Genomic DNA, 25,686 nt, shown 5'->3' on the forward strand with positions numbered 1-25,686 from the left:
GAGGGTGTCAGGACAAGGCCTCACGCCTCGTCTTCCAGCCAGACATCGACACGTGATCCCCGAGCCTTTCCCAAGTTGCAACTTCGGCGCCAGACCAGGAGCCTGGCGCCGAGGATCACGCCTCAAGATGTTGCATGACGTACAACCTGCTCACATCCCGTTCGCCTGCTTCCACTCCTCGAGATCGGCTGCGACCTCCTCCTTGCTGAAATCGTTCGCTGGCCCGATAAAGGAGTCGTCGAGGAAGGTGCTTACATCGACGGGGGCCGAGAGCTCGCCCACCTCGATCATCTGCGCTTGCACCTTCTCCCACGCTTCGGAGCGGAGCGCGCCATATCGCTCGGTCACGGGGGTATTGAGCGGCGTGGCGCCGTCGATGAAGTTCCAGCCGAACTCGTCCTGCTGCCACTCCTCGGGCACCGCCTGACGCGTCATCGCACCGAGGGCGTCGCGGTCGAGCGAGGCCGCATAGGCTCCCTTGGACCAGGCGCGAGTGAAGCCTTCGAGGATGCCCTGCATCTCCTCCTTGCGCTCCGACAGGATGACAAAGGAGTTGGCCGGCGTCTCGGCCACGCCCTCGGGCGTGATGTCGCGGATCTCGATCCCGTTCGCCTGGAGCGCGATCCAGTCCGGCAGCGCCCCGGCGATGGCGTCCACCGTCTGCCGCGTGAAGGCGTTGGCCAGTGTCGGGCCGCCTTCGCCCACGACGACCGTGCTCACGTCATCGATGCTGGCTCCGACGGCGTTGAGTGCGACCTCCAGGGTAGCGCGGTCCCGATCGCTGACGAGGCCCACGGTCTTGCCGGCAAGTTCCTCGACGGAGGTGATCGGGCTGTCGCCCGGCACGACGATGCCCTCGGGCGCGCGCTGCTGGGCCTCGTAGATGACACTGACCGGAATGCCCGCATTCAGCGCCTGGTAGGTTTGCGGGCCGTCGAGCTTGGCTATGTCGGCGCTGCCGTTGGTCAGGAACGCGACGAAAGGCACCGTCGTGGCCGAGGGCAGCAGGTTGATTTCGATGCCCTCGTCCTCGAAGTAGCCCAGGGCCTCGCCCACGATCATCGGATAGAACAGGATCGACCGCGGGGTCGGCATGATGAAGTTCACGGTGGTGAGCTCCTGGGCCAAGGCCGCAGAGCCCGTGGTCAGCATCGCACCCGCGACGCCCGCCATCAGTGCTGTCTTAAACATTGATTCTCCTCCCTTGTTCTTGAATTCGGGTCATGCGGCACAGACGGCGGCCCGCTCCTCCCGCGGGCCCCCGTACCGGTGGTCAGGCTTTGTTCTTGGCGTTCAGGCGGCGCGTGATCTCGAGCATGCGGGCGTCGTGGCGCCAGAAGACGATGCGGTTGTCCAGCCACTCCATGATGGCGAAGAGCAGCAGGCCCATGAAGGTCAGCGCCAGCAGCACCGCGAAGGTCCCCGACATGTTGAGCGCGAAGGTGAAACGCTGCATCAGCACGCCCATGCCCTCGCTGGCCGAGATGAACTCGCCCACGATGGCCCCGATCAGGGCCATGGTCATCCCGGTCTTGAGGCCGGCCATGATGACGGGCATGGCGCTGGGCAGCATGAGCTGGGTGAAGACCTGGTGCTTCTTCGCCTGAAGCGAGCGGAACATCTCGAGGCAGTCGCGGTCCACCGCCGTGAGCCCGGTCAGCGTGTTCAGGAAGGGCGGAAAGAAACACAGCAGCGCCGCGATGCCGATGTTGGGCAGCGTGCCGAAGCCCAGCCAAGCGATCACGATGGGCGCCAGCGCGATGCGCGGCGTGACCTGAAGGCCGACGATGTAGGGGGCGCTGTAGCGGCGGAACGGCTCCCAAAGCGCGGCGGCGATGGCGAGAGCGATCCCGATGGTCGAGCCGACCACGAAGCCCACCAGGGACTCATAGAGGGTCACGCCGAAATGCCACCACATCAGGCGGTCCACGACGGCGATCTGCCAAAAGGACGCGGCGATGGCCGTCGGCGCAGGCAGGATCAGAGAGTCCACCCATCCCATGCGCGAGGCCAGTTCCCATACTCCCAGCACGACCGTCAGGATCAGCAGGTGGTTGATGATCCGCACGGAGCCCACGGACGGCATGGCTCGTGCCTTGGGCGCGGATGACGACGTCTCGAAGGTGGCGTCCATGGTCATAGATCTTTCCCCGTGGCGAAGATGTTGCGCACCCGGGCCACCAGCGCGTTGAACTCGGGCGTCAGGAGCAGCGAGATGTCGCGCGGCTTCTCGAAGGGCACGTCGACGATGGCCGCGAGCCGCCCCGGGCGCGGCGTCATCACGAACACCTTGTCGGCCAGGAAGATGGCTTCGGCGATGTTGTGGGTGACGAAGACCGAGGTCGTGTTCACCTCGGCCACGATGCGCGACAGCTCGACGTTGAGGTGCTCGCGCGTGAACTCGTCCAGCGCGCCGAATGGCTCATCAAGCAGCAGGATGTCGGTGCCGACGTTGAGGAGGCGCGCCAGGGCCACCCGCTGCTGCATCCCGCCCGACAAGTGGCGCGGGAAGGCATGGGCGAAGTCCTGGAGCCCGACGAGGTGGAGGAGTTCCACGGCGCGACGGCGGTCCGCGTCGGTCACCCGGCCCTTGAGTTTGGTGGGCAGCAGGACGTTCTCGATGACCGTCTTCCAGTCCAGCAGCGTGGGCTTCTGGAACATGACGCCGACATCGCCCCGGGGACCCGTGACCTCGGAGCCGTGGACCATCAGGCTTCCGGTCGTCTTGGGGATCAGGCCCGCGATCATCCGCAGCAAGGTCGACTTGCCGCAGCCCGAAGGGCCGACGATGGAGATGAACGACCCGGGCTCGATGGTGAAGCTGGCATTCTCGACCGCCAGGACGCTGCCGAAGCGCTTCTCGACCTGCTGCGCCTCGATGGCCTGACGCGTGGCGGCGTAGGGCTGCGCCATGACCCTCTCGGTCGCGATCTGGGACTGGATCACTTTGCCGTCTCCCTGATGGCTGGTTGCTCGGAGTTGGACGAGGCTCATGCTTGCGCCCGTTTCGCGTCGGCGGCCGGATGTGGGACGGCCAGGAAGTCGGACAGGGCGCCCGCGAACCGCGCGGGTGCCTGCACGTGCGGCGCATGGCCGAGCCCGTCGAGTTCCAGGAACCGCGCCCCCGGGATGGCGGCCGCGAGGGCGCGGGACATGGCGGGCGGTGTGGCGGCGTCGAGGCTGCCCACCATGACCAGCGTGGAGTTGCGGATGCCCGGAACCTGCCCGCTCAGGTCGAGCGTGGCCAAGACCTGGCAGGCGCGCGCGAACATCTCCGGGTCCGTGCGCAGCAGCGCCTCCCGGCAGCGCGCGACCGTGTCGAGGTTTGCCTGGATGTAGTCCTCGGGGAAGAGCCGCCGGATGGCGATGTCGACGAGCGCCGGCATGCCCCCCTCGGACGCCTTTGAGGCCATGACATGGAACGCGCCCCGCCCCTCCGGCGAGAAGGCCATGCCCGTGTCGGCCAGCACGAGCCGGTCGAACAGACCGCCGTGCCGGATTGCCAGGGCGACTGCGACGAAGCCGCCGAAGCCGTTGCCGAGCACGTCCGTTTCCACGGCCAGGTCGAGCGCCCCGAACAGGCCCGCGATGCGGTCCGCATAGGCCTCGATGCTGGGCTCGGCCGCCGAGGAGCCCGCGAAACCGGGCAGACTCACCATGAGCAGGCGGCGGCCCGGGGCGAGCAGCGGAGCCACGTGCGCGAAGGCCGAACGGTCGGCCAGCAGCGAATGGAGCAGGACCAGGGGACGCCCGTGCCCGATCTCGTCGTATTCGAGTTCGGCGCCTTGTATGGTCACGCGCGGCATAACTTCTCCTTTGGATGCGGAACGAAAGGCATGACTTAGGGGCAAGATCCCCATCCGCTCATGCATATCACCGTCTTGGACTTGGCTTTCCCCTGATGCGCCAAGTTCTACATCAGACTTGACCATTGATATCTCAAAGCCGCCAAGACAGTGTCAAGAGCTTCCTGCGGTGCACTACATTTTAGACATAATCCTGCCAAACAGGGTCAAAACGCGATATCAGCCTGCGTCCACGAAGTCACTCAGCTCGAATTGTGGGTTGACGTGATATCTCACAGAAAGCTAACAGCAGATCAAAGACACCTCTAGAGTTCACCCGGAGGCTCATCCTTGCTTCGCAACGACATCTACTCGAGCCTGCGCAACGACATCCTGACCTGCGCGCTTGCGCCCGGCAGCGAGCTGCGCGAGCAGGAGCTTGCGACGCGCTTCGGGGTCAGCAAGTCCCCCGTTCGAGAAGCGCTGCTCCAACTCGAGAGGGAGAAGCTCGTCACGGTGATGCCGCGCCAAGGCTACCGGGTGGCGCCGATCTCGCTATCGGATGCGCATGACATGTTCGGCTTTCGGCAGGTGCTGGAACTCGCCTGCATCGCCGAGGCGGCCCGCAACGCGAGCGAGGCGCAGCTTCACGACCTCGACCGCTTCCGCGAGTTCGCGGGCGAGGGCCCCAATCCCTTCATCGAATACAACCGCGATTTCCACTGCGCCCTGGCCCGCGCCTCGGGCAACGCGCGCATGGCAAGGGCGAGCTGCGACCTCATCGAGGAGATGGACCGCCTCGTTCGCGTCAGCCTCAACGCGGTGCGCGGCCGCGACCCGCAAAAGCTCGTCGAGGAGCACGGGGCCATCATCGACGCCGTGCAGGCCCGCGACGCCAAGGCCGCCGTCACCCTGCTCAAGAACCACATCCGCTCCGGCGAAAAGCGCTTGGTCACGGCCCTCGAATGGGCCGTGGTCCAGGCCTGACCCGCCACCAAGGACAAGGGAGAAATCATGTCTGTGTCCGAACTCGAACGTCCCGAGGTCCGGGTCGTGACCCACGGCCTCTTCATCGACGGCCGCGAGGTCGCCGCGAGCCATCCCGAGCTCCTTGACGTGCGCAACCCGGCGACCGGCGAGGTCGTGGCGCGGATAGGTCACGCCGACGCCTCGGACGTGGACCGCGCCATCCGCAGCGCGCGCCGGGCCTTCAGGAGCCGCGAATGGGGCGGGATGCCGCTGCGCGAGCGCGCCAAGCTCGTCAATAAGCTGGCCGACGCCTTCGAGGCCCATCTCGACGAACTGTACCAGCTCGAGACGATGAACAACGGCCGCCCCGTCAACGAGACCCGGGCCCAGCTTCGCCGGCTGCCCGACTTCTTCCGCTACAATGCGGGCCTCGCTCTGGCGCGGCGCGACTCGGTCATCCCGGTCGAGGGTGACTACCTCAACTACACCCAGCGCACGCCCATCGGCGTGGTCGGCAACTGCACGCCCTTCAACCATCCGCTCATGATCATGTGCAAGAGCCTGGCGCCGGTCTTCGCCTCGGGCTGCGTCACGGTCGTGAAGCCCTCCGAGTACACGCCGCTCACGACGCTCCGGCTTGCGCAGATCTTCACGGAGGCCGGCCTGCCGGACGGCGTGTTCAACGTCGTCACCGGCCTCGGCCCCACCACGGGCAAGTACCTGGCCGAGCATCCCGGCCTCAACAAGCTCGTGCTGACGGGCGGCACGGAGGCCGGGCAGATCGCGGGCGCGCTCGCGGGGCGCAACTTCGCGCGCCAGACCCTCGAGCTGGGCGGCAAGACTCCCGTTCTGGTGTTCCCGGACTTCGACGTGGACCAGGCGGTGAACTACGCGGCGTTCGGTGCCTTCATCGGGGCGGGCCAGACCTGCGTCTGCGCCAGCCGCCACATCGTGCATCGCGACATCTACGACGAGTTCGTCGAGAAGCTCGCCACCAAGGCCAAGTCGATCCGCATCGGCGACCCCACGGACCCGGACACGCAGCTCGGCCCCGTGATCTCGGAAAAGCAGCGCCAGCGTGTCCTGGACTACGCCCGTATCGGCCTCGACGAAGGCGCGCGGCTCGTTGCTGGCGGCCAAGTGCCCGAGTCGCTGGCGGAGGCCGGCGGCTTCTTCGTCGAGCCGACCGTCTTTGCCGACGTGAGCCCCGAGATGCGCATCTTCCAGGAAGAGGTGTTCGGCCCCTTCACCTCGGTCACGCCCTTTTCCACCGAGGAGGAGGCCATCCAGCTCGCCAACAACTCGCCGTTCGGACTGGCAGCGGCGATCCGCACGAAGGACGTTGCGCGCGCGCATCGCGTGGCCGCGGCCATCGACTGCGGCATCGTCTGGGTCAACGACCACCACCGGCTCGATCCCGCCTCGCCGTGGGGGGGCGTCAAGCTGTCCGGCACCGGGCGCGAGTTCGGCTCGGAGTCGTTCGACGAGCACTTCGACGTCAAGAGCGTGATGGTCAACATGACCGACAAGCCGTTCGACTGGTATCAGGACAGCACCGGCCCACGCCGTCTGAACTGAGACAGGTCCTGCTCTGACCCGATGGGGCAACAGGAACAGACCGCAGCAATCGGGTCAGGACTGGAAGAGCAGCCTGACCGTGATAACCGCGACAAGAAGCGGTTCTGTTGCGGACCTCGGCGTAAGGGCGAACAGCCACCGGTTCCGATCTGCGTCAGGCGACGCGCACCCTCCCGGAGGGTCGGGAAGCCTGAAGCGGCCGGGAAGGGCGGCGTGGGCCCGAAACGCGGCGGCAGAGCGGTCGGGGAGGCGGGCCGAGAGCCGTTCGCCTGGGGCGCCGGGCCGCGCCTCTTCGCCTCCCTGGGGCGCTGCCGAGCATGGCCGCGCCCGTGGCACCGGACCGCCCGGGCGATACGGCGGCTCGCTCGCAACACTGCGTGGCGGGCCCGGGCTTCGGGCGGGTAGGGCAGCCGTGACACTCCGGGCCGCGACGGCGACGGAACCAGCTTGCGGGCGGTAACCTGTGCCCAAGCGGCAGGGCAGGCCGAGGTCCGGCACGGGCCGGCTCGGCTTGACCCGCGTCCGCAGGCGCGCGACAGGCCCCGTCACCTCGCGCCGCAGCGGCCCGACCTGTGCCTTCCGTCTCAGCCGAGCCTGAGTCGCCGCGGGGCCGGCGCGCTCCTCTCCCGTTGCCAACCCGCCCAGCCCCGTCCGCCCACAAGGGGGCATCACCCGAGTTCAGCAAGCGAGCCTGCCATAAGAGTGAAGTAGGCGCTGACTTAGGTCGAGCGCCCGGCTCAGCATGAACATCTAGATACCACGTGCGGCTTGCTCGTCCTTGTACTTGAGGGAACTGTGCTGGAACCAGTCGTCCTGCGTATTGCCTGCGCTTACCTTCCCGTCCGCCGCCGGGAACCCAGCCCATCAGGGTAGAGGTGCATCGCACTTGCCGTGACACCCCACGCATCACCTGATGATGAAAGCACTTACCCTGATCGTGGCCATAGAGCGCCACCTTGGTGCTCCGGGCTGTAGCGGAGAGGCGCACCCGAGACCCGCAATCGGACACCCGCAAAGATCCCTCGCCGCCCGCGGGCTGACGTGATGACGGCCGCCGAAGTGGTACACGGACAATCCGGTTCCACTTCCGTGGTAGCGAGAAGTGCGATCATAAGCTTCCGGCAGCGAACTCACGAAGAGTATTGCCCTGGGGCGCTCAGCCAGTCTGGCTGCCGGAAAGGAACTCACGCACATCCACGGAGAGGCGCTCACCGAGGACTTCTCCGGTAAGGTGTGACGCCTGGACACCCGAAAGGCACTGTGGCCACCGACAAGCTGCACCGATCACAAGCCATGCGCAGTCAACCACGGCGCCCTACTTCACATGCAGGATCACGATAGCTGTTGGACTCGCACACAGTCGGACCACCCCCGCTGGGGAGTTACCTGATTTCCTGATTCCTCTGGTAGAGTGGTGAGCCGTGTAGGGATCGAACCTACGACAAACTGATTAAGAGTCAGTTGCTCTACCAACTGAGCTAACGGCCCACGGGGGGCGACATATGGCCCTGAGCCGGCGGGGTCAAGGGGCTCTGGAAAGGGAGAGGCATCGAGAGTAAGTGAGCGCCATGCGTGACATGAGAGACACAGGCCTGCCCTTCGCCAAGATGCACGGGCTCGGCAACGACTTCCTGGTGATCGACGGCCGCCCGGCGCGCGTGGCGATGACGCCTGCGCTCGCGCGCGCGCTGGGCGACCGGCACCGTGGCGTGGGCTTCGACCAGCTCGCGCTGATCGAGGACTCGGACCGGGCCGACCTCGCCCTGCGGTTCTGGAACGCCGACGGCTCCGAGTCGTCGACCTGCGGCAATGCGACGCGCTGCATCGCGCGGGCCGAGCTGGACCGGACAGGACGCTCGGCGCTGACCCTCGCCACAGAGCGGGGCGTGCTGGAGGCGCGCGACGCCGGAGAGGGCCTCACGGCGGTCAACCTGGGGCCGCCGCGGCTCCTGTGGCACGAGATCCCGCTCGCCGAGGCGATGGACACACTGGAGCTTCCCATCGGGGGGGCGCCCACGGCGACCTCGATGGGCAATCCGCACTGCACCTTCTTCGTTCCAGACGTGGAGGCGGTGGACCTCTCCACCTTCGGCCCGGCGCATGAGCACCACCCGCTCTTCCCGCAGCGCACGAACGTGCAGGTCGTGCAGGTGCTGGCGCGCGACCGCCTCAGGATGCGGGTCTGGGAGCGCGGCGCGGGATACACGCTGGCCTCGGGCTCGTCCTCCTGCGCGGTGTCTGTCGCGGCGGCGCGGCGGGGGCTGGCCGATCGGGACGTGACGGTGGTCCTGGACGGGGGTGAACTGCGCATCCGCTGGGCCGAGGACGGGGTCTGGATGACCGGCCCCACGGCGCATGTCTTCTCGGGGGTCCTCACCCCCGCCTTCCTGGAGTCGTTCGCATGAAGGCACCCGTCTTCGCCACGCTGGGCTGCCGGCTCAACGCCTGGGAAACCGAGGCGATGAAGACGCTCGCCGCGCAGGCGGGCGTGGGCGACGCCGTGGTGGTCAACACCTGCGCCGTCACCCAGGAGGCCGTGCGCAAGGCCAAGCAGGAGATCCGGCGGCTGGCGCGTGAGAACCCCGGCGCCCGCGTGGTCGTCACGGGCTGCGCCGCGCAGATCGAGCCCGAGACCTTCGCCGCCATGCCCGAGGTCGGCCTCGTCCTCGGCAATGCCGAGAAGCTGGACCCCGGCGCCTGGACGCGGCTTGCCCCCGACTTCGTGGGCGAGACCGAACGCGTCCTCGTGGACGACATCATGTCGGTGAGGGAAACGGCGAGCCACCTGATCGACGGCTTCGGCACCCGCGCGCGGGCCTATGTGCAGGTCCAGAACGGCTGCGACCACCGCTGCACCTTCTGCATCATCCCGTTCGGCCGGGGGAACTCCCGCTCGGTGCCCGCGGGCGTGGTGGTGGACCAGATCGCGCGACTCGTGGACAAGGGCTTCCTGGAGGTCGTGCTGACCGGCGTGGACCTCACCTCCTGGGGCGCGGACCTGCCGGGCGGGCCGAAGCTCGGGGACCTCGTGCTGCAGGTCCTCAGGCTCGTTCCCGGCCTCGCGCGGCTGCGCATCTCCTCGATCGACTCGATCGAGGCCGATCCGCGCCTGATGGAAGCCCTCGCCACCGAGCCGCGCCTCATGCCGCACCTGCACCTGTCCCTGCAGGCCGGACACGATCTCACGCTCAAGCGCATGAAGCGGCGGCACCTGCGCGACGACGCCCTGCGCTTCTGCGAGGAGGCGCGCAGCCTTCGGCCCGACGTGACCTTCGGCGCCGATCTCATCGCCGGCTTCCCGACCGAGACCGAGGCGATGTTCGAGGGCTCCCTGGGGCTGATCGAGGATTGCGGGCTGACCTGGCTGCATGTCTTCCCCTTCTCCCCCCGCAAGGGCACGCCCGCCGCCAAGATGCCCGCCGTGCCAGGCCCGGTGATCCGGGAACGCGCGGCGCGGCTGCGGGCGGCCGGAGAGGAGGCCGCGCGCCGGCATCTCGACGCGCAGGTCGGGCGTCGCCACCTCGTGCTGATGGAAAGCGCGACCCTGGGGCGCACCGAGCAGTTCGCCGAGGTCGCCTTCGGCGAGGAGCGGCCCGTGGGCGCCATCATTGAGGCGACGATCCGGGGCGTGGAGGCCGGCCGGCTCGCGGCCTGACCCCTGACGGGTTGGCGCGAAGGGGCGCGAGGCGGGCGAAGGGGTCGTCATGGGCGGCTCTCCGGTCCGGGCGCGGAAGACGCCGGGGTAAGGTCAGGATCGCAGCCAAGGGTTAACGAAGCCTCACACCACCGAACGGTCCTCCCCCGATTCGCGCAACACCCGCGGACGGCCGGACCTGGACGGATCGGGGCGCAACCGGACTTGCACCACCGCGCGGGCTGCATGGGAGCGGTCCCGGCCAGGGCACACCCCAGCAACGAGACCTGCCCATGTTCGCTCGACGTCCCCCGCGAACCCGGTCCCTGCGCGGCGGCCTGATCCGCCGCGCTGGTGGCGCCCCCGTCTGCCTGCTGGCCTATGAGGGCAAGCATGGCGACTCGGCCGGCCTGCGGCCGATCAGTCAGGCGCTGGTCCGGCTGCCGGGCGAGGTGATGTGCGGCTTCCATGCCGGGCACCCCGCCGAAGAGGACGACGTCCTGATCCGCGTGAACCCGACAAGGGCCGGCATCCTGTTGCACACGGGCTTGGACGCTCCGCTGCGAAGTCCGGCCACCCCCGGCCCCGATGACTTCGTGCGCCTCTGCCGCGACCTCGCGTGAGCGGGGGGCCTCCGCACCGGCCACTGGGCCCGGCGTCGCCGCCTTGAGCGCGTCGGCGTCGGTGGCTAGGCTCGGAGAAACCCCGAAAGGCCCGCCCATGAAGCTCCTGATCTCCTCCGCCTCCCCCTACGTGCGCAAGGTGCGCGTTCTCGTGCGCGAGGCGGGCCGCGAGGGCGAGATCGCGGAGGTGATGGTCCAGACCACCGCCTTGGCCACCGACCCGCAGATCCCGGGCGTGAACCCCCTGGGCCGCATCCCGGTCCTGATCCGCGACGAGGGGCCGCCGGTCGTGGACAGCCGGGTGATCTGCCGCTTCTTGGACGCCCGTTGGGGCGCGGGGCTCTACCCCGAGGCGCGGCTCTGGGAGGTGCTGACGCTGGAGGCGCTGGCGGAGGGGATGCTCGACTCGGCGCTGCTCATGGCCTACGAGGCCCGGCTGCGCCCCGAGGAGAAGCGCTTTCCCGACTGGGTCGAGGCGCAGTGGGCCAAGGTCGCCCGCGCGCTCGATGCGCTGGAGGCGGACTGGACGGGGCATCTGGCCGGCCCCCCCGACATGGGACAGGTCGGGCTTGCCTGCGCGCTGGGCTATCTCGACTTCCGCCACGGGGCTCGTGGCTGGCGCGAGGGGCGGCCCCGGCTCGCGGCCTGGGAGGCGGAGATGGCCGCGCGGCCGAGCCTGACGGCCACCGCCCCGGCCTGAGGGACGCGGGCCCCGGCCCGCGCGGGAGCCGATCCCGCAGGCGCGGGCGGTCGCCGTCCGTGGGGGCGCGGCGGCTTGGCCACCCCTCCAACGATCGTGTTCCCCCGCCCTGCCCTGCGCCTTTCTGTCCGCTGGACCAAGCGGAATTTGGTGATAAACAGCCGCGCATAATGGACGGGTGCGCCTGCGCGCGTCCTACCCGCTATGGGCGGTCTTCCGCCCCCATCCCGAGAGAGGTTCCCTTGTCGCATACCGAAGCACCTCAGGGCACCCGCCGCGACTTCATCTACTACGCGACGGCCGGCGCCGGCGCCGTGGTGACCGGAGCGGCCGTGTGGCCCCTCGTCAACCAGATGAACCCCTCGGCGGACGTCATGGCCCTGGCCTCGATCCGGGTGGACGTGGCCGAGGTCACCCCCGGCACCCAGATCACCGTGCTGTGGCAGGGCAAGCCGGTCTTCATCCGCGCCCGCACCGAGGAGGAGATCGCCGCCGCCCGCGAGGTGCCGGTCGAGGAGCTGGTCGACGCCACGGCGAACAACGCCAACCTGCTGGACGACGTTCCCGCCACCGACGAGAACCGCGCCCTGCCCAACCCCGAGGGCAGCGAGCTGCCCGAGGGCACCTGGCTCGTGCAGATGGGCGTCTGCACCCACCTGGGCTGCGTGCCGCTGGGCGAATCGGGCGACTTCGGCGGCTGGTTCTGCCCCTGCCACGGCTCGCACTACGACACCTCGGGCCGCATCCGCCGGGGGCCCGCGCCCCGCAACCTGCCCGTCCCCGTCGCGGCCTTCGTGGACGCGACCACCATCCAGCTCGGCTGAGGAGAGGTCCCGATGTCCGGTGTCCTTCACGACGACTACATCCCCAAGACCCGCGCCGAGAAGTGGGTCGAGCGGCGCCTGCCCATCATCTCGCTGATCCACGGCTTCGTCACGATCCGCACGCCCAAGAACCTGAACTGGATGTGGATCTGGGGGATCATCCTCACCTTCGCGCTGGTGGGGCAGATCGCGACGGGCGTGATCCTCGCCATGCACTACACGCCGCACGTGGACATGGCCTTCGCCTCGGTCGAGCACATCATGCGCGACGTGAACGGCGGGCACATGCTCCGCTACTTCCACGCCAACGGCGCCTCGCTGATGTTCGTGGCCGTGTACCTGCACATCTTCCGCAACCTCTATTACGGCAACTACAAGACGCCGCGCGAGGTCACCTACATCATCGGCATCCTGATGTTCGTGCTGATGATGGGCATCGCCTTCATGGGCTACGTGCTGCCCTGGGGCCAGATGTCCTTCCACGGCACGGCGGTGATCACCGGCCTCTTCGGCGCCATCCCCTTCGTGGGCGAGTCGATCCAGACTTGGCTCCTGGGCGCGGGGGCCGTGGGCCAGCCGGCGCTGAACCGCTTCTTCTCGCTGCACTACCTGCTGCCGTTCATCCTGCTCGGGCTGACCTTCGTCCATTTCTGGGCCTTCCACACCACCGGCAACAACAACCCCACCGGGGTTGAGGTCCGCCGCACCTCCAAGGAGGAGGCCCGCGCCGACACCGTGCCCTTCTGGCCCTACTTCGTGCTCAAGGACCTCTACGCGCTCGCGGTCGTGCTCGCGGTGTTCTGGGCGATCGTCAGCTTCATGCCGAACTACCTGGGCCACCCGGACAACTACATCCCGGCCAACGCGCTGGTGACGCCCGCGCACATCGTGCCGGAATGGTACTTCCTGCCCTTCTACGCGATCCTGCGCGCCTTCACCGGCGACGTCTGGGTGGTGATGTTCGTCGACTGGATCAGCTTCGGCGTGATCGACGCCAAGTTCTTCGGCGTGCTCGCCATGTTCGGCGCCATCATCGTCATGGCGCTGGCGCCCTGGCTCGACACCTCGCTCGTGCGCTCGGGCCGCTACCGCCCGATGTTCAAGTGGTGGTTCTGGCTGCTGGTCGTGGACTTCATCGTCCTGATGTGGGTCGGCGCCATGCCGGCCGAGGGGATCTACCCCTACATCGCCCTGATCGGCGCGACCTACTGGTTCGCCTACTTCCTGGTGATCCTGCCGCTCCTCGGCGTGATCGAGAAGCCCGTGGCCCCGCCCGTCTCCATCGAGGCCGACTTCGCGGCCCACTACGACCCCCAGACCGGGGGCACCAAGCAGTTCGCTGGCCAGCCGGCCGAGTGAGAGGACCCGACATGCTCAAGACGCTCGCTCTCGGCGCAGCCCTTGCCCTGACCGCTCCGGCCGCCTTCGCGGCCGGGGAGGGGCACGTCACCGACTACGCCTTCTCCTTCGAGGGGCCCTTCGGCTCCTATGACACGATGCAGCTCCAGCGCGGCCTGCAGGTCTACACCGAGGTCTGCGCCTCCTGCCACGGCCTGAGCTACGTCGCCTTCCGCAACCTGTCCGAGCCCGGCGGCCCCGAACTGCCCGAGGACCAGATGCGGGCCTATGCCGAGTTCTACGAGGTCTTCGACGAGACGCTCGCGGACGGCGAGGGCGACTTCCGCACGGCCACGCCGGCGGACCGCTTCCCGCACTCGGCGCTGGCGAACGCCCCGGACCTGTCGCTGATGGCCAAGGCCCGCAAGGGCTTCGAAGGCCCCTACGGCACGGGCCTGAGCCAGCTCTTCAACGGCATGGGCGGCGCCGAGTACATCGCCTCGCTGCTGAACGGCTACGAGGAGCCCCCGGCCTGCGCCCCCGAGGACTTCGAGGGCTACTACAACGTGGCCTTCGCCGCCGGCGGCTTCCCCGAGGAGTGCAAGGACGACCACGGCCACCACACGGTGCCGGGCTCCTGGATCGCCATGCCGCCCCCGATCTCGGACGGTCAGGTCGAGTACATCGACGGCTCGCCCACCCATGTCGAGGCGCTGTCGCACGACGTGGCGGCCTTCCTGATGTGGTCGGCCGAGCCGCACCTGAACGCCCGCAAGCAGGCGGGCCTCACCGGCATCATCTTCCTGACGGTGCTCGCCACGCTCCTGTACCTCACCAACAAGCGCATCTGGGCGCCGGTGAAGGCCGCGGGCAAGCCCATCGGCCGCGACCAGCACGGCCTCTGACGCCGGGCCGCGCGACGGGATCGAAGGGGCGTCCGGGCGACCGGGCGCCCCTTTCGCGTTCGGGAAGGAGGGCTCGGCTCCGGTCCCCTGAAGGCCTCCTCGGGATGCCTGGGACCGGGGAAGGCGTCAGGCCGGAGGCCCGAGATAGGCCCGCAGCGCCGGGGGCGGGTCGGCCAGCACGGCCGCGGTCGGTGCCGGAGGCGAGGCCCGGCCCTCGGCCACCACGACGACCAGATCGGCCAGGGCGCGCGCGTCCTCGGGGTCGTGCGTGACAAGAAGGAGCGTGGCGCCCCGGCCGCGCAGCACCTCGGAGGTGAGCGCGAGCATCTCGGCCTTGAGCGCGGGCCCCAGCGCCCCGAAGGGCTCGTCCATCAGGACGAGAGGGCGCTCCTGCACCAGCACGCGCGCCAGCGCCGCCCGCGCCTGCTGCCCGCCCGAAAGCTGCGCGGGCCGGCGGTCGCCGAGCCCCTGGAGCCCCACACGCGCCAGCGCCGCCGCGACGCGCTCCCGCTCGGGGGAGGAGAGGCGCAGGGAGGGCCGGAGCCCCAGCCCGACGTTCTGCGCGGCCGAAAGATGCGGGAAGAGGTTGTTGTCCTGGAACAGCACGCTGGCCGGCCTCTGGCCGGGAGGGAGTGGCCCGAGATCCCGCCCGTCCCATAGCACCCGGCCGGCGCGGGGCGGCAGGAAGCCAGCGATCCCGGCGAGGAGCGTAGACTTGCCTCCGCCCGAGGGCCCGAGCAGCGCGACCGTTGCCCCGCGCGGCACCGACAGGTCGGCAGCAAGGCGGAACGCGCCCTGCGCCAGTTCCAGCCCCTCAAGCCGCAGCACGGGTCCGCCCTCCCCGGTCGAAGGCCCAGAACAGCCCGAGCGCCAGCACGAGGATCATGAGCCCTACCCCCGCCGCGGCCTCCATCCGGTAGGCGCCCATGAGGCGGGCCATGAGGAGCGGCAGCGTCGCCTGCCCCTCGGCGGCAAAGAGCGCGATCGCGCCCAGGTTGCCCACCGACAGCGCCGCCGCGAGCCCGCCCGCGAAGCCCAGCGCGGGCCGCAGCAGCGGCAGGAGCACGATCCGCAGCCGCCTGAGCCCCGTAAGGCCCAGCGAGTCCGCAAGCCTCCCGTGCCGCGCCTCGATCTCGGCCAGGGCCGGGGCGAGGGCGCGCAAGGCGAAGGGCAGCGCCACGAGGGCGTCGACCAGCGCCGTCACGGGGAGCGCTGCGGTGGCGAGCGCCACATGGGGCCGCAGGAGGTGGAGAAGCCCCGTGCCCAGCACCAGTCCCGAGGCCGCGAGCGGCAGCGTCCCCGCGACCAGGGCGAGGTGCCCGCCGCGCATGGCCAGCGCGAGCGCCAGGATCAGCGTCAGCGCCGTCGCCCCCAGTGCCACGAGGAGCGAGCGCCCTGCCGCCCCTGCGACCTCGGGCGGAAGCTCGGCCAGGCCCCCGACCCCCCGCAGCGCCGCCAGGGCGAGCGGCAGAAGGAGGAACAGCGCCGCCCCGCCGATCGCCAGCGCGTCCCCGGTGCGGGCGGCGCGGCCCTGCGCGTCCCAGCGCTCGACCGCGCGTCCGAGGCCCGCGCCGCCCATCGCGCCCGGAGCGAGTCCCAGCGCCAGCCCGGCCGCCGCCCCGCAGAGGAGGTATTGGAGCAGCGCGAGCTGCGCCGCCCCGGCCACGTCGGCCTCGAAGCGGATCGCTTGGTAGATGGCCAGTTCCAGCGTCGTGGCCGCCGGGCCGCCGCCCAGGATGAGCGCCACCGAGAAGCTCGTGAGGCAGAGGGCGAAGATCGCGGCCAGTGCCCCGGGGACGATCCGGGCCAGCATCGGGCGCTCGATCACCGCCCAGACCGGGGCATTCAGCGTGGCGGCCAGACGGAAGCGCTCGGCCGGAACGTCGAGCCAGCCCTGGAGGATCAGCCGCGTGGCCAGCGGTAGGTTCAGGAAGACATGCGCCAGCACGACCCCGTGGAGCCCGTAGATCGACAGGCGCGGCAGGCCGAGGAGCGCGAGGGCGTCGTTGACGAGGCCCCCGCGCCCGAAGAGCGCGAGGAGCCCGAGGATCGCCACGATCACCGGCAGAAGGAAGGGCGCGCCGAGCAGGGTGACGAGCGCCCCCCGCCCCGGAAAGCGCCGCCGCGCCAGCGCGCGGGCGACCGGAACGGCCAGCGCCACCGAGACGAGGGCCGAGAGCGCCGCCTGAAGCAGCGTGAAGCGCAGCGCCGCCCAGTCGGCGGCCCCGAATCCCCCCTCCCCCGCGCCGCGCAGGAGGGGGACGAGGGTCCCGAGGCAGAGCCCCGCCACCATGAGCGCAGCCAGCGCCCCCGGAAGACGCGGCGCCCCGGTCCGGGTCACTGCGACAGCGCCCCGCGCCAGGCCTCGACCGCCGGGCCGCGCAGGGCCTCGGCTTCCTCGGGGGCGAGGAACAGGGTCGTGGCGGGCCGGACGCTCTCGAAACCCTCGGGCAGGCCGGCGGACGGGGTGACCGCCGGATACATCCAGTTGGTCGTGGGGATCACGCCCTGGAAGCCCTCGGAGAGCATGAAGGCCAGGAAGCGGTCCGCCAGCTCCGGCTGGTCGGTCGAGGCGACCTTGGCCGCGACCTCGACCTGCAGGTAATGCCCCTCGTCGAAGGGCAGCGCGACGTAGCCTGCGTCCTCCTCGGCGATCAGGTGATAGGCGGGCGAGGTCGTGTAGCTGAGGACCAGGTCCGCCTCGCCTTCCAAGAAGAGGTTGTAGGCCTCGGACCAGCCCGGCGTGACGGTCACGATGTTGTCCCGAAGCGCCTCCCAGACCGCCGGGGCCTCATCGCCGTAGGCGGCCTCGATCCAGAGCACGAGTCCGAGGCCCGGCGTCGAGGAGCGCGGGTCTTGGATCACCAGCGAGGCGTCGCTCTCGGCCAGCTCGCGGAAGCTCTTGGGCTGGGGTTCGTCCGCCCGGCCCACGACCGAGAACCAGCCCCAGTCGAAGGGCAGGAAGGTGTCGTCGGCCCAGTCCACCGGCAGGTCCAGCGCCGCCTCGGCCGCGTGCGGCGCGAAGAGCCCCGTCGCCCGGGCGGCCGCCACGAGGTTCGAGTCGAGCCCCAGCACCACGTCGGCCTCGGTCGTCTCGCCCTCGAGCTGGAGGCGGCTCAGCAGCGCCGCCCCGTCGCCCCCGGCGACGAGCCGGAGGTCGCAGCCGCACTCAGCCTCGAAGGCGGTCTCCACCGCGGGGCCGGGGCCCCATTCGCTGGTGAAGCTGTCGTAGGTCAGCACCGTCAGCACGGGCCTGTCCTGCGCGAGGGCCGGAGCGGCGGCGAGGGCGAGAAGGGCAGCGAGGGTTGGTCTCATGGTTCGTCCTTTGGGTCGGCGGACGAACAGCGCCCCTCGGGGCGACCTTCCCTCCGCCGGTGCTAGCCGGTTCAGGTTCGACGGGTTCGCGTTGCCGCATCTCAGCCCGCGCGAACGGGCACCCCGAGGTGGCGCGAACCATAGCCCTCCGCTGACGCGGCGCAAGGGGCCTCTTTCCGCCGCCCGGCCCCCGGCCTAGCTACACGCCGTCGTCATAGGGGAGATACGTCATGGAATACCGCCGCCTGGGCAAGTCGGGCCTGCAGGTCAGCGCCCTGTCCTTCGGGTCCTGGGTCACCTTCGCCAAGCAGGTCGACACGAGCCTCGCCAAGGAGCTCCTGACCGAAGCCTACGACGCGGGCGTCAACTTCTTCGACAACGCCGAGGGCTACGAGCAGGGCCAGTCCGAGGTCGTCATGGGCCAGGCGCTCCAGGAGCTGGGCTGGGAGCGCGAGACCTTCATCGTCTCCTCCAAGGTCTTCTGGGGCGGCGAGAAGCCCACGCAGCGCGGCCTGTCGGCCAAGCACGTGACCGAGGCCTGCCACGCCGCCCTGCGCCGCCTGCAGGTCGATCACCTCGACCTCTACTTCTGCCACCGTCCCGACATCGACACCCCCATTGAGGAGACGGTGCGGGCGATGGACAACCTGATCCGGCAGGGGAAGGTGCTCTACTGGGGCACCTCGGAATGGTCTGCCCAGCAGATCACCGAGGCGCACGCCGTCGCCCGCGAATGGCGCATGACCCCGCCCACCATGGAGCAGCCGCAATACAACCTGTTCGAGCGGGAGAAGGTCGAGGGCGACTACGCGCCGATCTACGACACCTATGGGCTCGGGACCACGATCTGGTCGCCGCTCGCCTCGGGGCTCCTCACCGGCAAGTACAACGACGGCATCCCCCAGGACAGCCGCGCGTCCCTGCCGGGCTACGAATGGCTGCGCGAGATCTTCGAGGGCGAGAAGGGGAAGCGCCGCATCGGCCAGATCCGGGATCTCCAGAAGATCGCCGACGGCGCGGGGATCAGCCTCACGCACCTCGCGCTGGCCTGGTGCCTCAGGAACCCGCGCGTCTCGACGGTGATCCTGGGGGCCTCGCGGCTCTCGCAGCTTCAGGACAACCTCGCCGCCATGGACGCGGTGGAGAAGCTGACCCCGGACGTGATGGAGGCGATCGAGGCCGTGGTGCAGAACAAGCCCGAGGCGCCACGCCGGTTCTGAGGACCTGGCCTAGCGTCACTCGCCCCATAGTTGCTAACTCGTCAACAATTAGCGCAAGCGAGCCTTATTGATGCCGCAGAGGTAGAGGACAAGCAAGATCAATGCGTTGGCATTGGTCCCGAACTCGGGGTCCAGCCCGATCCGGCCTGGACCCCGCCTTTTTCGGACCGCCGGCCTCGCGCGTGGCGCGCGGCGGGGCTAGCCTGCCTTCGTGATCCCTTCGCGGAGCCCCGGTGCGCCTTCTCGTCGTCCATGCCCATCCCGTGCCCGAAAGCTTCGGGACGGCCCTTTTCCGGGCGGTCGTCGAGACGGCCGAAGGCGCCGGACACGAGGTGCGCGCCCTCGACCTCCATGCCGAGGGCTTCGACCCGGTCATGGGCCCCGAGGAGCGGCGGGGCTACAACGACGGAGGCCCGCCCGATGACCCCGTCCTCCTCCGCCACATCGAGCACCTGCGCTGGGCCGAGGGGATCGTGCTCGTCTACCCGACCTGGTGGTACAGCCAGCCGGCGATGCTCAAGGGCTGGCTCGACCGGGTCTGGCGGATGGGCGCGGCCTTCCACCTGGGGCCCAGGGGCCTCGTGCCCGGCCTCCCGCAGGTGCGGCTCCTGGGCGTGGTGACCACGCTGGGCTCGCCGCGCTGGCTCTGGTCGGCGGTCATGGGCGCCCCGGGCCGCAAGGTGATCCTGCGGGGCTTGCGGGCCTGCACCGGGTGGCGGACGCGCACCTTCTGGCTTGCGCTCCATGACATCGACACGGCAACCCCCGAGCGGCGCGCCCGCTTTCTCGCCCGCGTGCGCGCCCGGATCGCCCGGCTGCCGGCCTGAGGAACGGTTGCCTCGCCCCGCGTCGCGCCTAATGTCCGCTTGGACAGGGGGAGACACGGCATGGCACGGGTCACGCTGCGCGACGTGCGCAAGGCCTTCGACGGCCAGGAGGTGGTGCGCGGCATCTCGGCCGAGATCGGCGACGGCGAGTTCGTCGTGCTGGTAGGCCCCTCGGGCTGCGGCAAGAGCACGCTCCTGCGGATGATCGCGGGGCTGGAGGAGATCACCGCGGGCACGGTGGCCATCGACGGCGCGGTGGTCAACGACGTGCCGCCCAAGGACCGGGACATCGCCATGGTGTTCCAGAACTACGCGCTCTACCCCCACATGACGGTGGCCGAGAACATGGGCTTCTCGCTGCGCCTGCGCGGGGTGGACAAGCGCAGCATCGAGGCGGCCGTGGCCCGCGCCGCGGCGGCGCTGGAGGTGGCCCATCTCCTGGACCGCACGCCCCGGCAGCTGTCGGGCGGGCAGCGGCAGCGCGTCGCCATGGGGCGGGCCATCGTCCGCAACCCCCGCCTGTTCCTGTTCGACGAGCCGCTCTCGAACCTCGACGCCAAGCTGCGCGTCCAGATGCGGACCGAGCTGCGCGAGCTGCACGCGCGGCTGGGCGTCACCTCGATCTACGTCACCCACGACCAGATCGAGGCGATGACCATGGCCGACCGCATTCTCGTGCTGCGCGACGGGCGCGTGGAGCAGCAGGGCCGCCCGCTCGACCTCTACGACCGGCCCGTCAACACCTTCGTCGCGGGCTTCCTGGGCAGCCCGGCGATGAACCTGCTCGACGTCGTGCCGGGGCCGGATGGCGTGGCGCTGGCCGACGGGACGCCTTTGGGCTTCGCGCCCCGCGGCGGCCCCGCGCGCCTCACGCTCGGGGTGCGGCCCGAGCACCTGCGCCTCCTGCCGGCCGACGCGCCCCAGGGCCTGCCCGCGCGGCTGCGCAGCGTCGAGCCCACGGGCTCCGAGACGCTGCTCGTGGCGCAGATGGGCGAGCGTCCGGTGACGGTGCTGGCGCGCGAGCGGGTGACGGCCCGCGCCGGCGACGCCGTGCGGCTCCTGCCCGATCCCGGCCAGGCCCACTGGTTCGACGGCGAGGGGCAGCGGATCGAGGCGGCCTGAATGCGGGTGATCGCGCCCGACTTCGACCGCCTGACCGAGCGGCCCGGCGCGGGTCCCCTACCCCGTCCGGTGGAGATCGGGCCGGAGGACACGAGGTTCCGGGACCTCCTGTCGCTGGTCATCGACGACCTGCCCGACGGGTCCGCTGTCGAGGGGCACAGCGCGGACGGGGCGCTCCTCCTCGTGCTGCTCGCGGGGGCCGTGACGATCGCCGCCGGGGCGGACGAGCACCGGCTCGACGCGGACGGCGACTGGGCGCTCCTGCTGCCGCCGGGCCAGGGCTACCGGATTGCCGTGCTGGCTCCCGCGACATTGGCCGAGGCACGCGTCCGGGCCCACGCCTCCTTCGCGCCGCTGGCCCTGCGCCCGAAGGACGGCACGCTCGCGCTCGACGGCCCGGGGCTGGCGCTGCGCCTCGTCCCGCTCGGGGCCGGAGCCGACGCCTCGGCGGGGCTGGGGGACGCGGTGGAACGGCTCGTCCACCTCACGGGCCCCGCGCGGGTCACGGGGCCGGAGGGCGCGCATGAGCTGCCCCCCGCGCACACGCTGGCGCTCGCCCCCGGCGAGGCCGCGCGTGTCGAGGGGATGGGCGAGATGCTGGTGCTGGCCGCGCTCAGGCCAGGCGCTGCACTTTGAAGTTGGAGAACAGATAGCGGAAGCCCGCCTCCGTCAGCATTGCGTCGGCGCGCGGGTTCACCCCCGCCTCCGCGCCGTGGAGCCAGCAGAAGATCTCGACCGCCTGCTCCAGCCCCGCCCGCATCTCGGTCGCGGCCGTGTGGATCTCGTCCCAGAGCACGTGGTCGGGCGTGTCGGGCTGCAGGTCGAAATGCGAGCGCGAGTGGCAGGCGAAGCCATGGCCCCGCCCCGCGAGGTCGCGCGCCTCGTCCCAGGTCATCACCACCCGCTCGCCCGGGTATTCGTCGCGCTTGGGCAGGTGCAGCATATGCGCGGCGGCGAAGCTGCGCTGGACCTGCGCGCCCACCGCCGGAAAGGCCGAGGGAACGAAGAACCAGCCCGCGAAGCCGAACTCCTCCAGCACCGGCACCATGACGTCCACGTTGTCGCGGAAGCCCTCGAACAGGACGGGCATGAGGCCCGGACGCGCTTCGGCCCAGGTGCCGTCGAAGGCCGTGCCGAAGTTCCGGGGCGTGATCGGGGCGAAGAGCCGGGCGTAGGTCTCGAACTGCCGGCGGTATTCGTCGCGCCGCCAGCTCGGCGTGGCGTGGAAGTTCACGACGCGCAGCACGCGCCCTGCCGACAGGCCCTGCACCAGTGTCGCCAGCGTCTCGTCGAACGAGCCCGGAAGCCGCAGCTCGCCCATCAGGCGGCCTCGCGCGTGTGCAGGTCGGCCTGGCGCGAGAAGGCCGGGACGGCGAGCGACAGGAAGTGCCGGTCGGCCAGCGCCTCGATCAGGCGGGCGATGTCCTCGGCCCCCAGGTCGGGGCGGCGGGTGCGCAACGCCTCGACGCCCTCGGCCAGCAGCAGGGCCAGGATGCGGCCCGCGCCGTCGCGCGCCACGGGGGCGGGCCCCCCTTCCGTCAGGTCTTCGGCCACGAGGAACATCGGCACGCCGATCTCCTTGTAATCGCGGCTTCCCAGCCGATCCATGTCGGCCAGACGCGCCTCGACCTCCGCCTCGGAGAGGGGAGGCAATGCCAGTCGTATCATCTTCAGCCCTTGACGCTGCCCGAGGTCACGCTCGCGGCGTAGTATCGTTGCAGGGCCACAAAGACGACCAAGACGGGCAAAACTGAGACGCAGATGGCCGCCTGCTGTAACGATTTCGTGGCCTCCTCCTCGAAAGCCCCGCGCAGCAGGTAGATGCCCACCGGAAGCGTCTGGAGGTCGGGCGCGGTGCGCGTGACCGTCATGGTCCAGAGCACCTCGTTCCAGTGATAAAGGAAGACGAAGATGGCCAGCGTCGCGAGCCCCGAGGCCACGAGCGGCAGGGCGATGCGGCCGAAGATGAGGAACTCCCCCGCCCCGTCCATGCGCGCGGCGTCCAGGAGCTCGTCCGGGATCGCCAGGAAGAACTGCCGCATCAGGAAGATGCCGTACCACGAGACGGCAAAGGGCAGGATCAGCGCGGCGTAGGTCCCCAGGAAGCCGCTTCCGCCCTGCCCCGCCAGGCCGTTGCCGCCCACGAGGGGGAAGTAGCGCAGGATGAAGAACCAGGGGATCAGGAAGATGAAGAAGGGGAACATCTGCGCCCCCACCGCGAAGCGGAACATCGCGAGCCGCCCCCGGAAGGGGAACTTCGCCAGCGCATAGCCCGCCATGGCCGAGGTGAGGCACTGGAGGAACGTGATCGCCAGCGTGACCCCGAGGCTGTTCAACGTCCAGCGCAGGAGCGGCAGCTCGTCGAAGACCCGGACGAAGTTGCCCCATTGCGGGTCGCGCGGCCAGTAGACGGGGGGCCGGGCCAGACGCTCGGCCGGGGTGCGCAGCGCCCCCAGCACCATGTCGAGGAACGGCAGCAGCATGATGGCCGCCCCGATCAGAAGGAGCGCCCAGCGCAGGAGCCTCCAGGCGAGCCGCCGCAGGCGAAGGATGCGCCGCCCGAGGCCCGGGCTGTCGGACAGGTCCGCGGGCAGCGAGGATTCGGCCATCAGGTCTGCTCCAGCCCGCCCCGGCGCAGCAGGCGCACCTGCACCAGCGTCGCCACGAACACGAGCGCGAAGAGCACGTAGCTCACGGCCGAGGCGCGGCCCATGCGCAGGTCCTCGAAGGCCATCTGGTACATGTACTGCCCCGTGGTCAGCGCCGCCCGCCCCGGCCCCCCCTGCGTGCCGGGAAACAGCACGAGCATCAGGGTGAAGTAGCTCATCCCCGAGATGAATCCGGTGAGGACCACGAACAGGATCGTGGGCCGCAGGAGCGGCAGCGTCACGAAGCGGAACAGTTGCCACGTCCCCGCGCCATCGAGCTTCGCGGCCTCATAATAGCTCTCGTCGATGGAGGTGAGCCCCGCCGCGAACAGCAGCATGTTCCGCCCCAGCTCCATCCAGACGAAGACTAGTGTCGCCGACAGGAGCGTGAGCGAGGGATCGGTGAGCCAGCCCGGCCCCGGCAGGCCGAACAGCGCCAGCAGCCGGTTCAGCGCCCCATCGGTTTGGCGGAAGACGAAGGTGAAGATGAAGCCGATGGCCACGATGTTGGTGACCATCGGCAGCGTGTAGGCCACGCGCCAGGCTGCCTGATGGCGCGAGCGGCTGAAGGCGAAGGCGAGCCCCAGCGCCAGCGGCACGCCCAGGATCAGCGCGCCCAGCGCGAACAGCAGCGTCTGCCAGAGCGTGCGCAGGAAGACCGGGTCGGTGGTCAGGAGATACCGGTAGTTCCCCAGGCCCACCCAGCGCGGCGGAGAGAGCGAGTCCCAGTCGGTCAGGCTGATATAGGCCGCGAAGCCCACGGGCAGCAGGACGAAGACCAGCGCGAAGAGGATCGCCGGCCCCAGGAAGAGCCAGGGCGCCGCCGCCTTGGAGGACAGGAGCCGCCGCACCGCCCGTCGCCGCCCGCCGTCAGGGCTGCTCGGCCAGGATGGCCTGGATCTCGGCGTCGGCCGCCGTCAGCGCCTCCTCGGCGGTCATGCTGCCCGACCACGCCATGTCGATGTAGCCGCGCAGGATGCGGTCCACCTCCGAGGCCTGCCAGACGTTGGGCTGCGTCACCGCCCGGCCCGAGGTCACCTCCTCGATGTAGGCCCGGTCAAAGGCGTCGGCCCCCTCGGTCATCGCGGCGAGGTCGGCGTTGCCGCCCGCGAAGGCGCCCATGCCCTGCATCGCCTCGCCCGTGCAGCTCAGGCCCGCCTCGCGCGGCTCGCTCAGGTAGCGCAGGAGGTCCCAGGCGTCCTCCTTGACGTCCGAGGTCGAATCCACCGCCCACAGGAAGCTGTAGAGCATCGTTCCCCCCGGCCCGTCGGTGGGGATGGGTGCCACGCCCACGGTGCTCTCGAACTGGTCGCCGAAGGCGTCCTGCCAGCCGGACTTGTTCCAGTTGGCGCTGACCTGCATCGCCACCGCGCCCGAGGCGAAGTTGTCCACCGCGATCGCGTTCGAGGTCACGCCGTCCCGGAACAGCGCCGCCTGCTCGTCCAGGATGCGGATGGCCTCGGGCGACGTCAGGTTCGTGGACCGCCCGTCCTCGCTGAAGGGCGGCACGCCCGCCGCGAACATCTGGGCGTAGAAGGGGTGCACCCCTTCCGCGACCGTGGTGCCGTAGGCATAGCCGCCCACGTCGATGTTGCCCTGGTCGTTGGTGCGGGTGATCTTCTCCGCGATCTCGCGCAGCTCGGCCCAGGTCCTGGGCGGCTCGGCGTAGCCGGCCTGCTCCAGCAGGGCCTTGTTGTAGACCAGCGCATAGATCGACAGCTCGGTCGGGATGCCCCAGAGCTGGCCGTCCACCGTGGCCGCGCCGATGGTGGCGGGCGAATAGCCGGACTGGATGAACTCCGCGATCTCGGCGGGCGGCGGCTCCAGCGCCCCCGCGCCCGCAAGCTGCGGCACCCAGACCGAGTAGACGTTGAGGATGTCGGGCGCAGTCCCCCCCACCCGGCTCGTCAGGATGGTCTGGAGGAAGTCGCCGTAGGCCGTCTCCTGGTGCTCGACCGTGACGCCGGGATGCTCGGCCTCGTAGGCGTCGAAGCAGGCCAGGAGCGGCGCCATCTGCTCGGCCGAGTAGTGCGTCGCCACCGTGATCGTGCGCGCCTCCTGCGCGAAGGCCCCGCCCGCGATGATCGCGAGTCCCGCGCAGGCCCCCAGGAGCCCGGTTCCCCGTCCCGTCATGCGTCTTCCCCTCCTTGCGTCTCCGCGGCAAGCGAGCCGCCTCCGACCGCGTGACCAGCTAGGAG

Annotated in this window: 25 protein-coding genes, 1 tRNA gene and 1 riboswitch; of the genes, 13 read left to right on the top strand and 13 right to left on the bottom strand. The window is 70.1% G+C overall.

Going from position 1 to position 25,686, the window contains the following annotated elements:
* Window positions 1-150: 150 nt before the first annotated feature.
* The 4 genes from FHG71_RS09145 to FHG71_RS09160 all read right to left on the bottom strand — a co-directional run bounded on the left by FHG71_RS09145 (window position 151) and on the right by FHG71_RS09160 (window position 3,806).
* Complete coding sequence (locus FHG71_RS09145) at window positions 151-1,191, bottom strand: ABC transporter substrate-binding protein (protein ID WP_139081322.1); 1,041 nt, start codon at window positions 1,189-1,191, stop codon at window positions 151-153.
* 82 nt (window positions 1,192-1,273) lie between these two features.
* On the bottom strand, window positions 1,274-2,140 hold the full coding sequence (locus tag FHG71_RS09150) for an ABC transporter permease (protein ID WP_218014065.1): 867 nt from the start codon (window positions 2,138-2,140) through the stop codon (window positions 1,274-1,276).
* The gene (locus tag FHG71_RS09155; RefSeq protein WP_218014066.1) at window positions 2,137-2,946 is read right to left on the bottom strand and encodes an ABC transporter ATP-binding protein; all 810 of its coding nucleotides are present in this window, start codon (window positions 2,944-2,946) and stop codon (window positions 2,137-2,139) included. Before FHG71_RS09155 ends, FHG71_RS09150 begins: the two co-directional genes overlap by 4 nt.
* Window positions 2,947-2,990: 44 nt before the next feature.
* Window positions 2,991-3,806: an alpha/beta fold hydrolase gene (locus FHG71_RS09160; protein WP_139081323.1), complete on the bottom strand. Its 816-nt coding sequence runs from the start codon at window positions 3,804-3,806 to the stop codon at window positions 2,991-2,993.
* Window positions 3,807-4,136: 330 nt separating this feature from the next.
* Here FHG71_RS09160 and FHG71_RS09165 point away from each other — a divergent pair, with 330 nt between their 5' ends.
* Window positions 4,137-4,772 (top strand): GntR family transcriptional regulator, encoded by a 636-nt coding sequence (locus FHG71_RS09165; RefSeq protein WP_139081324.1) that lies wholly within the window; start codon window positions 4,137-4,139, stop codon window positions 4,770-4,772.
* 27 nt (window positions 4,773-4,799) lie between these two features.
* Window positions 4,800-6,332 (top strand): aldehyde dehydrogenase, encoded by a 1,533-nt coding sequence (locus tag FHG71_RS09170; protein WP_139081325.1) that lies wholly within the window; start codon window positions 4,800-4,802, stop codon window positions 6,330-6,332.
* Window positions 6,333-7,744: 1,412 nt separating this feature from the next.
* Here the strand turns inward: FHG71_RS09170 and FHG71_RS09175 are convergent.
* Window positions 7,745-7,820, bottom strand: a tRNA-Lys gene (locus FHG71_RS09175).
* An 80-nt stretch (window positions 7,821-7,900) separates the two neighbouring features.
* Between FHG71_RS09175 and dapF the strand changes: the two genes are divergently transcribed.
* The 7 genes from dapF (at window position 7,901) to FHG71_RS09210 (ending at window position 14,356) form a co-directional block, all read left to right on the top strand.
* Complete coding sequence (dapF, locus tag FHG71_RS09180) at window positions 7,901-8,737, top strand: diaminopimelate epimerase (RefSeq protein ID WP_139081326.1); 837 nt, start codon at window positions 7,901-7,903, stop codon at window positions 8,735-8,737.
* Window positions 8,734-9,987: a tRNA (N(6)-L-threonylcarbamoyladenosine(37)-C(2))-methylthiotransferase MtaB gene (gene mtaB / locus FHG71_RS09185; RefSeq protein ID WP_139081327.1), complete on the top strand. Its 1,254-nt coding sequence runs from the start codon at window positions 8,734-8,736 to the stop codon at window positions 9,985-9,987. Before dapF ends, mtaB begins: the two co-directional genes overlap by 4 nt.
* A 272-nt stretch (window positions 9,988-10,259) precedes the next feature.
* The gene (locus FHG71_RS09190; protein WP_139081328.1) at window positions 10,260-10,589 is read left to right on the top strand and encodes a hypothetical protein; all 330 of its coding nucleotides are present in this window, start codon (window positions 10,260-10,262) and stop codon (window positions 10,587-10,589) included.
* Between the two features lie 97 nt (window positions 10,590-10,686).
* Window positions 10,687-11,289: a glutathione S-transferase gene (locus FHG71_RS09195; protein ID WP_139081329.1), complete on the top strand. Its 603-nt coding sequence runs from the start codon at window positions 10,687-10,689 to the stop codon at window positions 11,287-11,289.
* 242 nt (window positions 11,290-11,531) lie between these two features.
* Window positions 11,532-12,113, top strand: coding sequence for a ubiquinol-cytochrome c reductase iron-sulfur subunit (gene petA / locus FHG71_RS09200; RefSeq protein ID WP_176559354.1), 582 nt, complete (start codon window positions 11,532-11,534; stop codon window positions 12,111-12,113).
* A 12-nt stretch (window positions 12,114-12,125) separates the two neighbouring features.
* Window positions 12,126-13,472: a cytochrome b gene (locus FHG71_RS09205; RefSeq protein WP_139081331.1), complete on the top strand. Its 1,347-nt coding sequence runs from the start codon at window positions 12,126-12,128 to the stop codon at window positions 13,470-13,472.
* A gap of 11 nt (window positions 13,473-13,483) precedes the next feature.
* Window positions 13,484-14,356: a cytochrome c1 gene (locus FHG71_RS09210; protein WP_139081332.1), complete on the top strand. Its 873-nt coding sequence runs from the start codon at window positions 13,484-13,486 to the stop codon at window positions 14,354-14,356.
* Between the two features lie 126 nt (window positions 14,357-14,482).
* Here the strand turns inward: FHG71_RS09210 and FHG71_RS09215 are convergent, their stop codons facing one another.
* The 3 genes from FHG71_RS09215 to thiB are packed head-to-tail and all read right to left on the bottom strand — an operon-like array spanning window position 14,483 to window position 17,671.
* Window positions 14,483-15,184, bottom strand: a complete 702-nt coding sequence (locus FHG71_RS09215) for a thiamine ABC transporter ATP-binding protein (RefSeq protein WP_139081333.1) — start codon at window positions 15,182-15,184, stop codon at window positions 14,483-14,485.
* Complete coding sequence (locus FHG71_RS09220) at window positions 15,171-16,649, bottom strand: ABC transporter permease family protein (protein ID WP_246045400.1); 1,479 nt, start codon at window positions 16,647-16,649, stop codon at window positions 15,171-15,173. Before FHG71_RS09220 ends, FHG71_RS09215 begins: the two co-directional genes overlap by 14 nt.
* A 44-nt stretch (window positions 16,650-16,693) precedes the next feature.
* Window positions 16,694-17,671 (bottom strand): thiamine ABC transporter substrate binding subunit, encoded by a 978-nt coding sequence (gene thiB, locus FHG71_RS09225; protein ID WP_139081335.1) that lies wholly within the window; start codon window positions 17,669-17,671, stop codon window positions 16,694-16,696.
* A 44-nt stretch (window positions 17,672-17,715) separates the two neighbouring features.
* A riboswitch (TPP riboswitch) is annotated at window positions 17,716-17,801 on the bottom strand.
* A gap of 100 nt (window positions 17,802-17,901) precedes the next feature.
* On the opposite strand from thiB, the gene FHG71_RS09230 reads away from it, so the two are divergent.
* The 4 genes from FHG71_RS09230 to FHG71_RS09245 all read left to right on the top strand — a co-directional run bounded on the left by FHG71_RS09230 (window position 17,902) and on the right by FHG71_RS09245 (window position 21,476).
* Window positions 17,902-18,891 carry a potassium channel beta subunit family protein gene (locus FHG71_RS09230; RefSeq protein ID WP_139081336.1) on the top strand — a complete coding sequence of 330 codons (990 nt, stop codon included), beginning with the start codon at window positions 17,902-17,904 and terminating at the stop codon, window positions 18,889-18,891.
* Window positions 18,892-19,124: 233 nt separating this feature from the next.
* Complete coding sequence (locus FHG71_RS09235) at window positions 19,125-19,718, top strand: NAD(P)H-dependent oxidoreductase (protein ID WP_139081337.1); 594 nt, start codon at window positions 19,125-19,127, stop codon at window positions 19,716-19,718.
* 60 nt (window positions 19,719-19,778) lie between these two features.
* Complete coding sequence (locus FHG71_RS09240) at window positions 19,779-20,840, top strand: ABC transporter ATP-binding protein (RefSeq protein WP_139081338.1); 1,062 nt, start codon at window positions 19,779-19,781, stop codon at window positions 20,838-20,840.
* Window positions 20,841-21,476, top strand: a complete 636-nt coding sequence (locus tag FHG71_RS09245) for a hypothetical protein (protein ID WP_139081339.1) — start codon at window positions 20,841-20,843, stop codon at window positions 21,474-21,476.
* On the opposite strand, the gene FHG71_RS09250 is transcribed toward FHG71_RS09245, so the two are convergent.
* Genes FHG71_RS09250 through FHG71_RS09270 form a run of 5 tightly spaced genes read right to left on the bottom strand, consistent with a single transcriptional unit; the run spans window position 21,454 to window position 25,621 of the window.
* Window positions 21,454-22,161 carry a polysaccharide deacetylase family protein gene (locus FHG71_RS09250; protein ID WP_139081340.1) on the bottom strand — a complete coding sequence of 236 codons (708 nt, stop codon included), beginning with the start codon at window positions 22,159-22,161 and terminating at the stop codon, window positions 21,454-21,456. The two genes, FHG71_RS09245 and FHG71_RS09250, sit on opposite strands and share 23 nt — an antisense overlap.
* Window positions 22,161-22,508, bottom strand: a complete 348-nt coding sequence (locus FHG71_RS09255; RefSeq protein ID WP_139081341.1) for a hypothetical protein — start codon at window positions 22,506-22,508, stop codon at window positions 22,161-22,163. The genes FHG71_RS09250 and FHG71_RS09255 overlap by 1 nt, the downstream gene beginning before the upstream one ends.
* A 2-nt stretch (window positions 22,509-22,510) precedes the next feature.
* Entirely contained in the window at window positions 22,511-23,449 is a 939-nt protein-coding gene (locus FHG71_RS09260) for a carbohydrate ABC transporter permease (protein ID WP_139081342.1), read from the bottom strand.
* Window positions 23,449-24,339, bottom strand: a complete 891-nt coding sequence (locus FHG71_RS09265; RefSeq protein ID WP_139081343.1) for a carbohydrate ABC transporter permease — start codon at window positions 24,337-24,339, stop codon at window positions 23,449-23,451. The genes FHG71_RS09260 and FHG71_RS09265 overlap by 1 nt, the downstream gene beginning before the upstream one ends.
* A gap of 19 nt (window positions 24,340-24,358) precedes the next feature.
* Entirely contained in the window at window positions 24,359-25,621 is a 1,263-nt protein-coding gene (locus FHG71_RS09270; RefSeq protein ID WP_139081344.1) for an extracellular solute-binding protein, read from the bottom strand.
* Between the last annotated feature and the right edge of the window lie 65 nt (window positions 25,622-25,686).

Source organism: Rubellimicrobium roseum (genome assembly GCF_006152145.1).
In the GTDB taxonomy this organism is placed as follows: domain Bacteria; phylum Pseudomonadota; class Alphaproteobacteria; order Rhodobacterales; family Rhodobacteraceae; genus Rubellimicrobium; species Rubellimicrobium roseum.

Excerpts from the sequence above, each read along its gene's own strand:
- FHG71_RS09145 (WP_139081322.1), bottom strand. The coding sequence starts at position 1,191 with ATGTTTAAGACAGCACTGATGGCGGGCGTCGCGGGTGCGATGCTGACC.
- FHG71_RS09150 (WP_218014065.1), bottom strand. The coding sequence starts at position 2,140 with ATGACCATGGACGCCACCTTCGAGACGTCGTCATCCGCGCCCAAGGCA.
- FHG71_RS09160 (WP_139081323.1), bottom strand. The coding sequence starts at position 3,806 with ATGCCGCGCGTGACCATACAAGGCGCCGAACTCGAATACGACGAGATC.
- FHG71_RS09170 (WP_139081325.1), top strand. The coding sequence starts at position 4,800 with ATGTCTGTGTCCGAACTCGAACGTCCCGAGGTCCGGGTCGTGACCCAC.
- dapF (WP_139081326.1), top strand. The coding sequence starts at position 7,901 with ATGCGTGACATGAGAGACACAGGCCTGCCCTTCGCCAAGATGCACGGG.
- mtaB (WP_139081327.1), top strand. The coding sequence starts at position 8,734 with ATGAAGGCACCCGTCTTCGCCACGCTGGGCTGCCGGCTCAACGCCTGG.
- FHG71_RS09190 (WP_139081328.1), top strand. The coding sequence starts at position 10,260 with ATGTTCGCTCGACGTCCCCCGCGAACCCGGTCCCTGCGCGGCGGCCTG.
- FHG71_RS09195 (WP_139081329.1), top strand. The coding sequence starts at position 10,687 with ATGAAGCTCCTGATCTCCTCCGCCTCCCCCTACGTGCGCAAGGTGCGC.
- FHG71_RS09205 (WP_139081331.1), top strand. The coding sequence starts at position 12,126 with ATGTCCGGTGTCCTTCACGACGACTACATCCCCAAGACCCGCGCCGAG.
- FHG71_RS09210 (WP_139081332.1), top strand. The coding sequence starts at position 13,484 with ATGCTCAAGACGCTCGCTCTCGGCGCAGCCCTTGCCCTGACCGCTCCG.
- FHG71_RS09220 (WP_246045400.1), bottom strand. The coding sequence starts at position 16,649 with ATGGTGGCGGGGCTCTGCCTCGGGACCCTCGTCCCCCTCCTGCGCGGC.
- thiB (WP_139081335.1), bottom strand. The coding sequence starts at position 17,671 with ATGAGACCAACCCTCGCTGCCCTTCTCGCCCTCGCCGCCGCTCCGGCC.
- FHG71_RS09230 (WP_139081336.1), top strand. The coding sequence starts at position 17,902 with ATGGAATACCGCCGCCTGGGCAAGTCGGGCCTGCAGGTCAGCGCCCTG.
- FHG71_RS09240 (WP_139081338.1), top strand. The coding sequence starts at position 19,779 with ATGGCACGGGTCACGCTGCGCGACGTGCGCAAGGCCTTCGACGGCCAG.
- FHG71_RS09245 (WP_139081339.1), top strand. The coding sequence starts at position 20,841 with ATGCGGGTGATCGCGCCCGACTTCGACCGCCTGACCGAGCGGCCCGGC.
- FHG71_RS09250 (WP_139081340.1), bottom strand. The coding sequence starts at position 22,161 with ATGGGCGAGCTGCGGCTTCCGGGCTCGTTCGACGAGACGCTGGCGACA.
- FHG71_RS09255 (WP_139081341.1), bottom strand. The coding sequence starts at position 22,508 with ATGATACGACTGGCATTGCCTCCCCTCTCCGAGGCGGAGGTCGAGGCG.
- FHG71_RS09260 (WP_139081342.1), bottom strand. The coding sequence starts at position 23,449 with ATGGCCGAATCCTCGCTGCCCGCGGACCTGTCCGACAGCCCGGGCCTC.
- FHG71_RS09270 (WP_139081344.1), bottom strand. The coding sequence starts at position 25,621 with ATGACGGGACGGGGAACCGGGCTCCTGGGGGCCTGCGCGGGACTCGCG.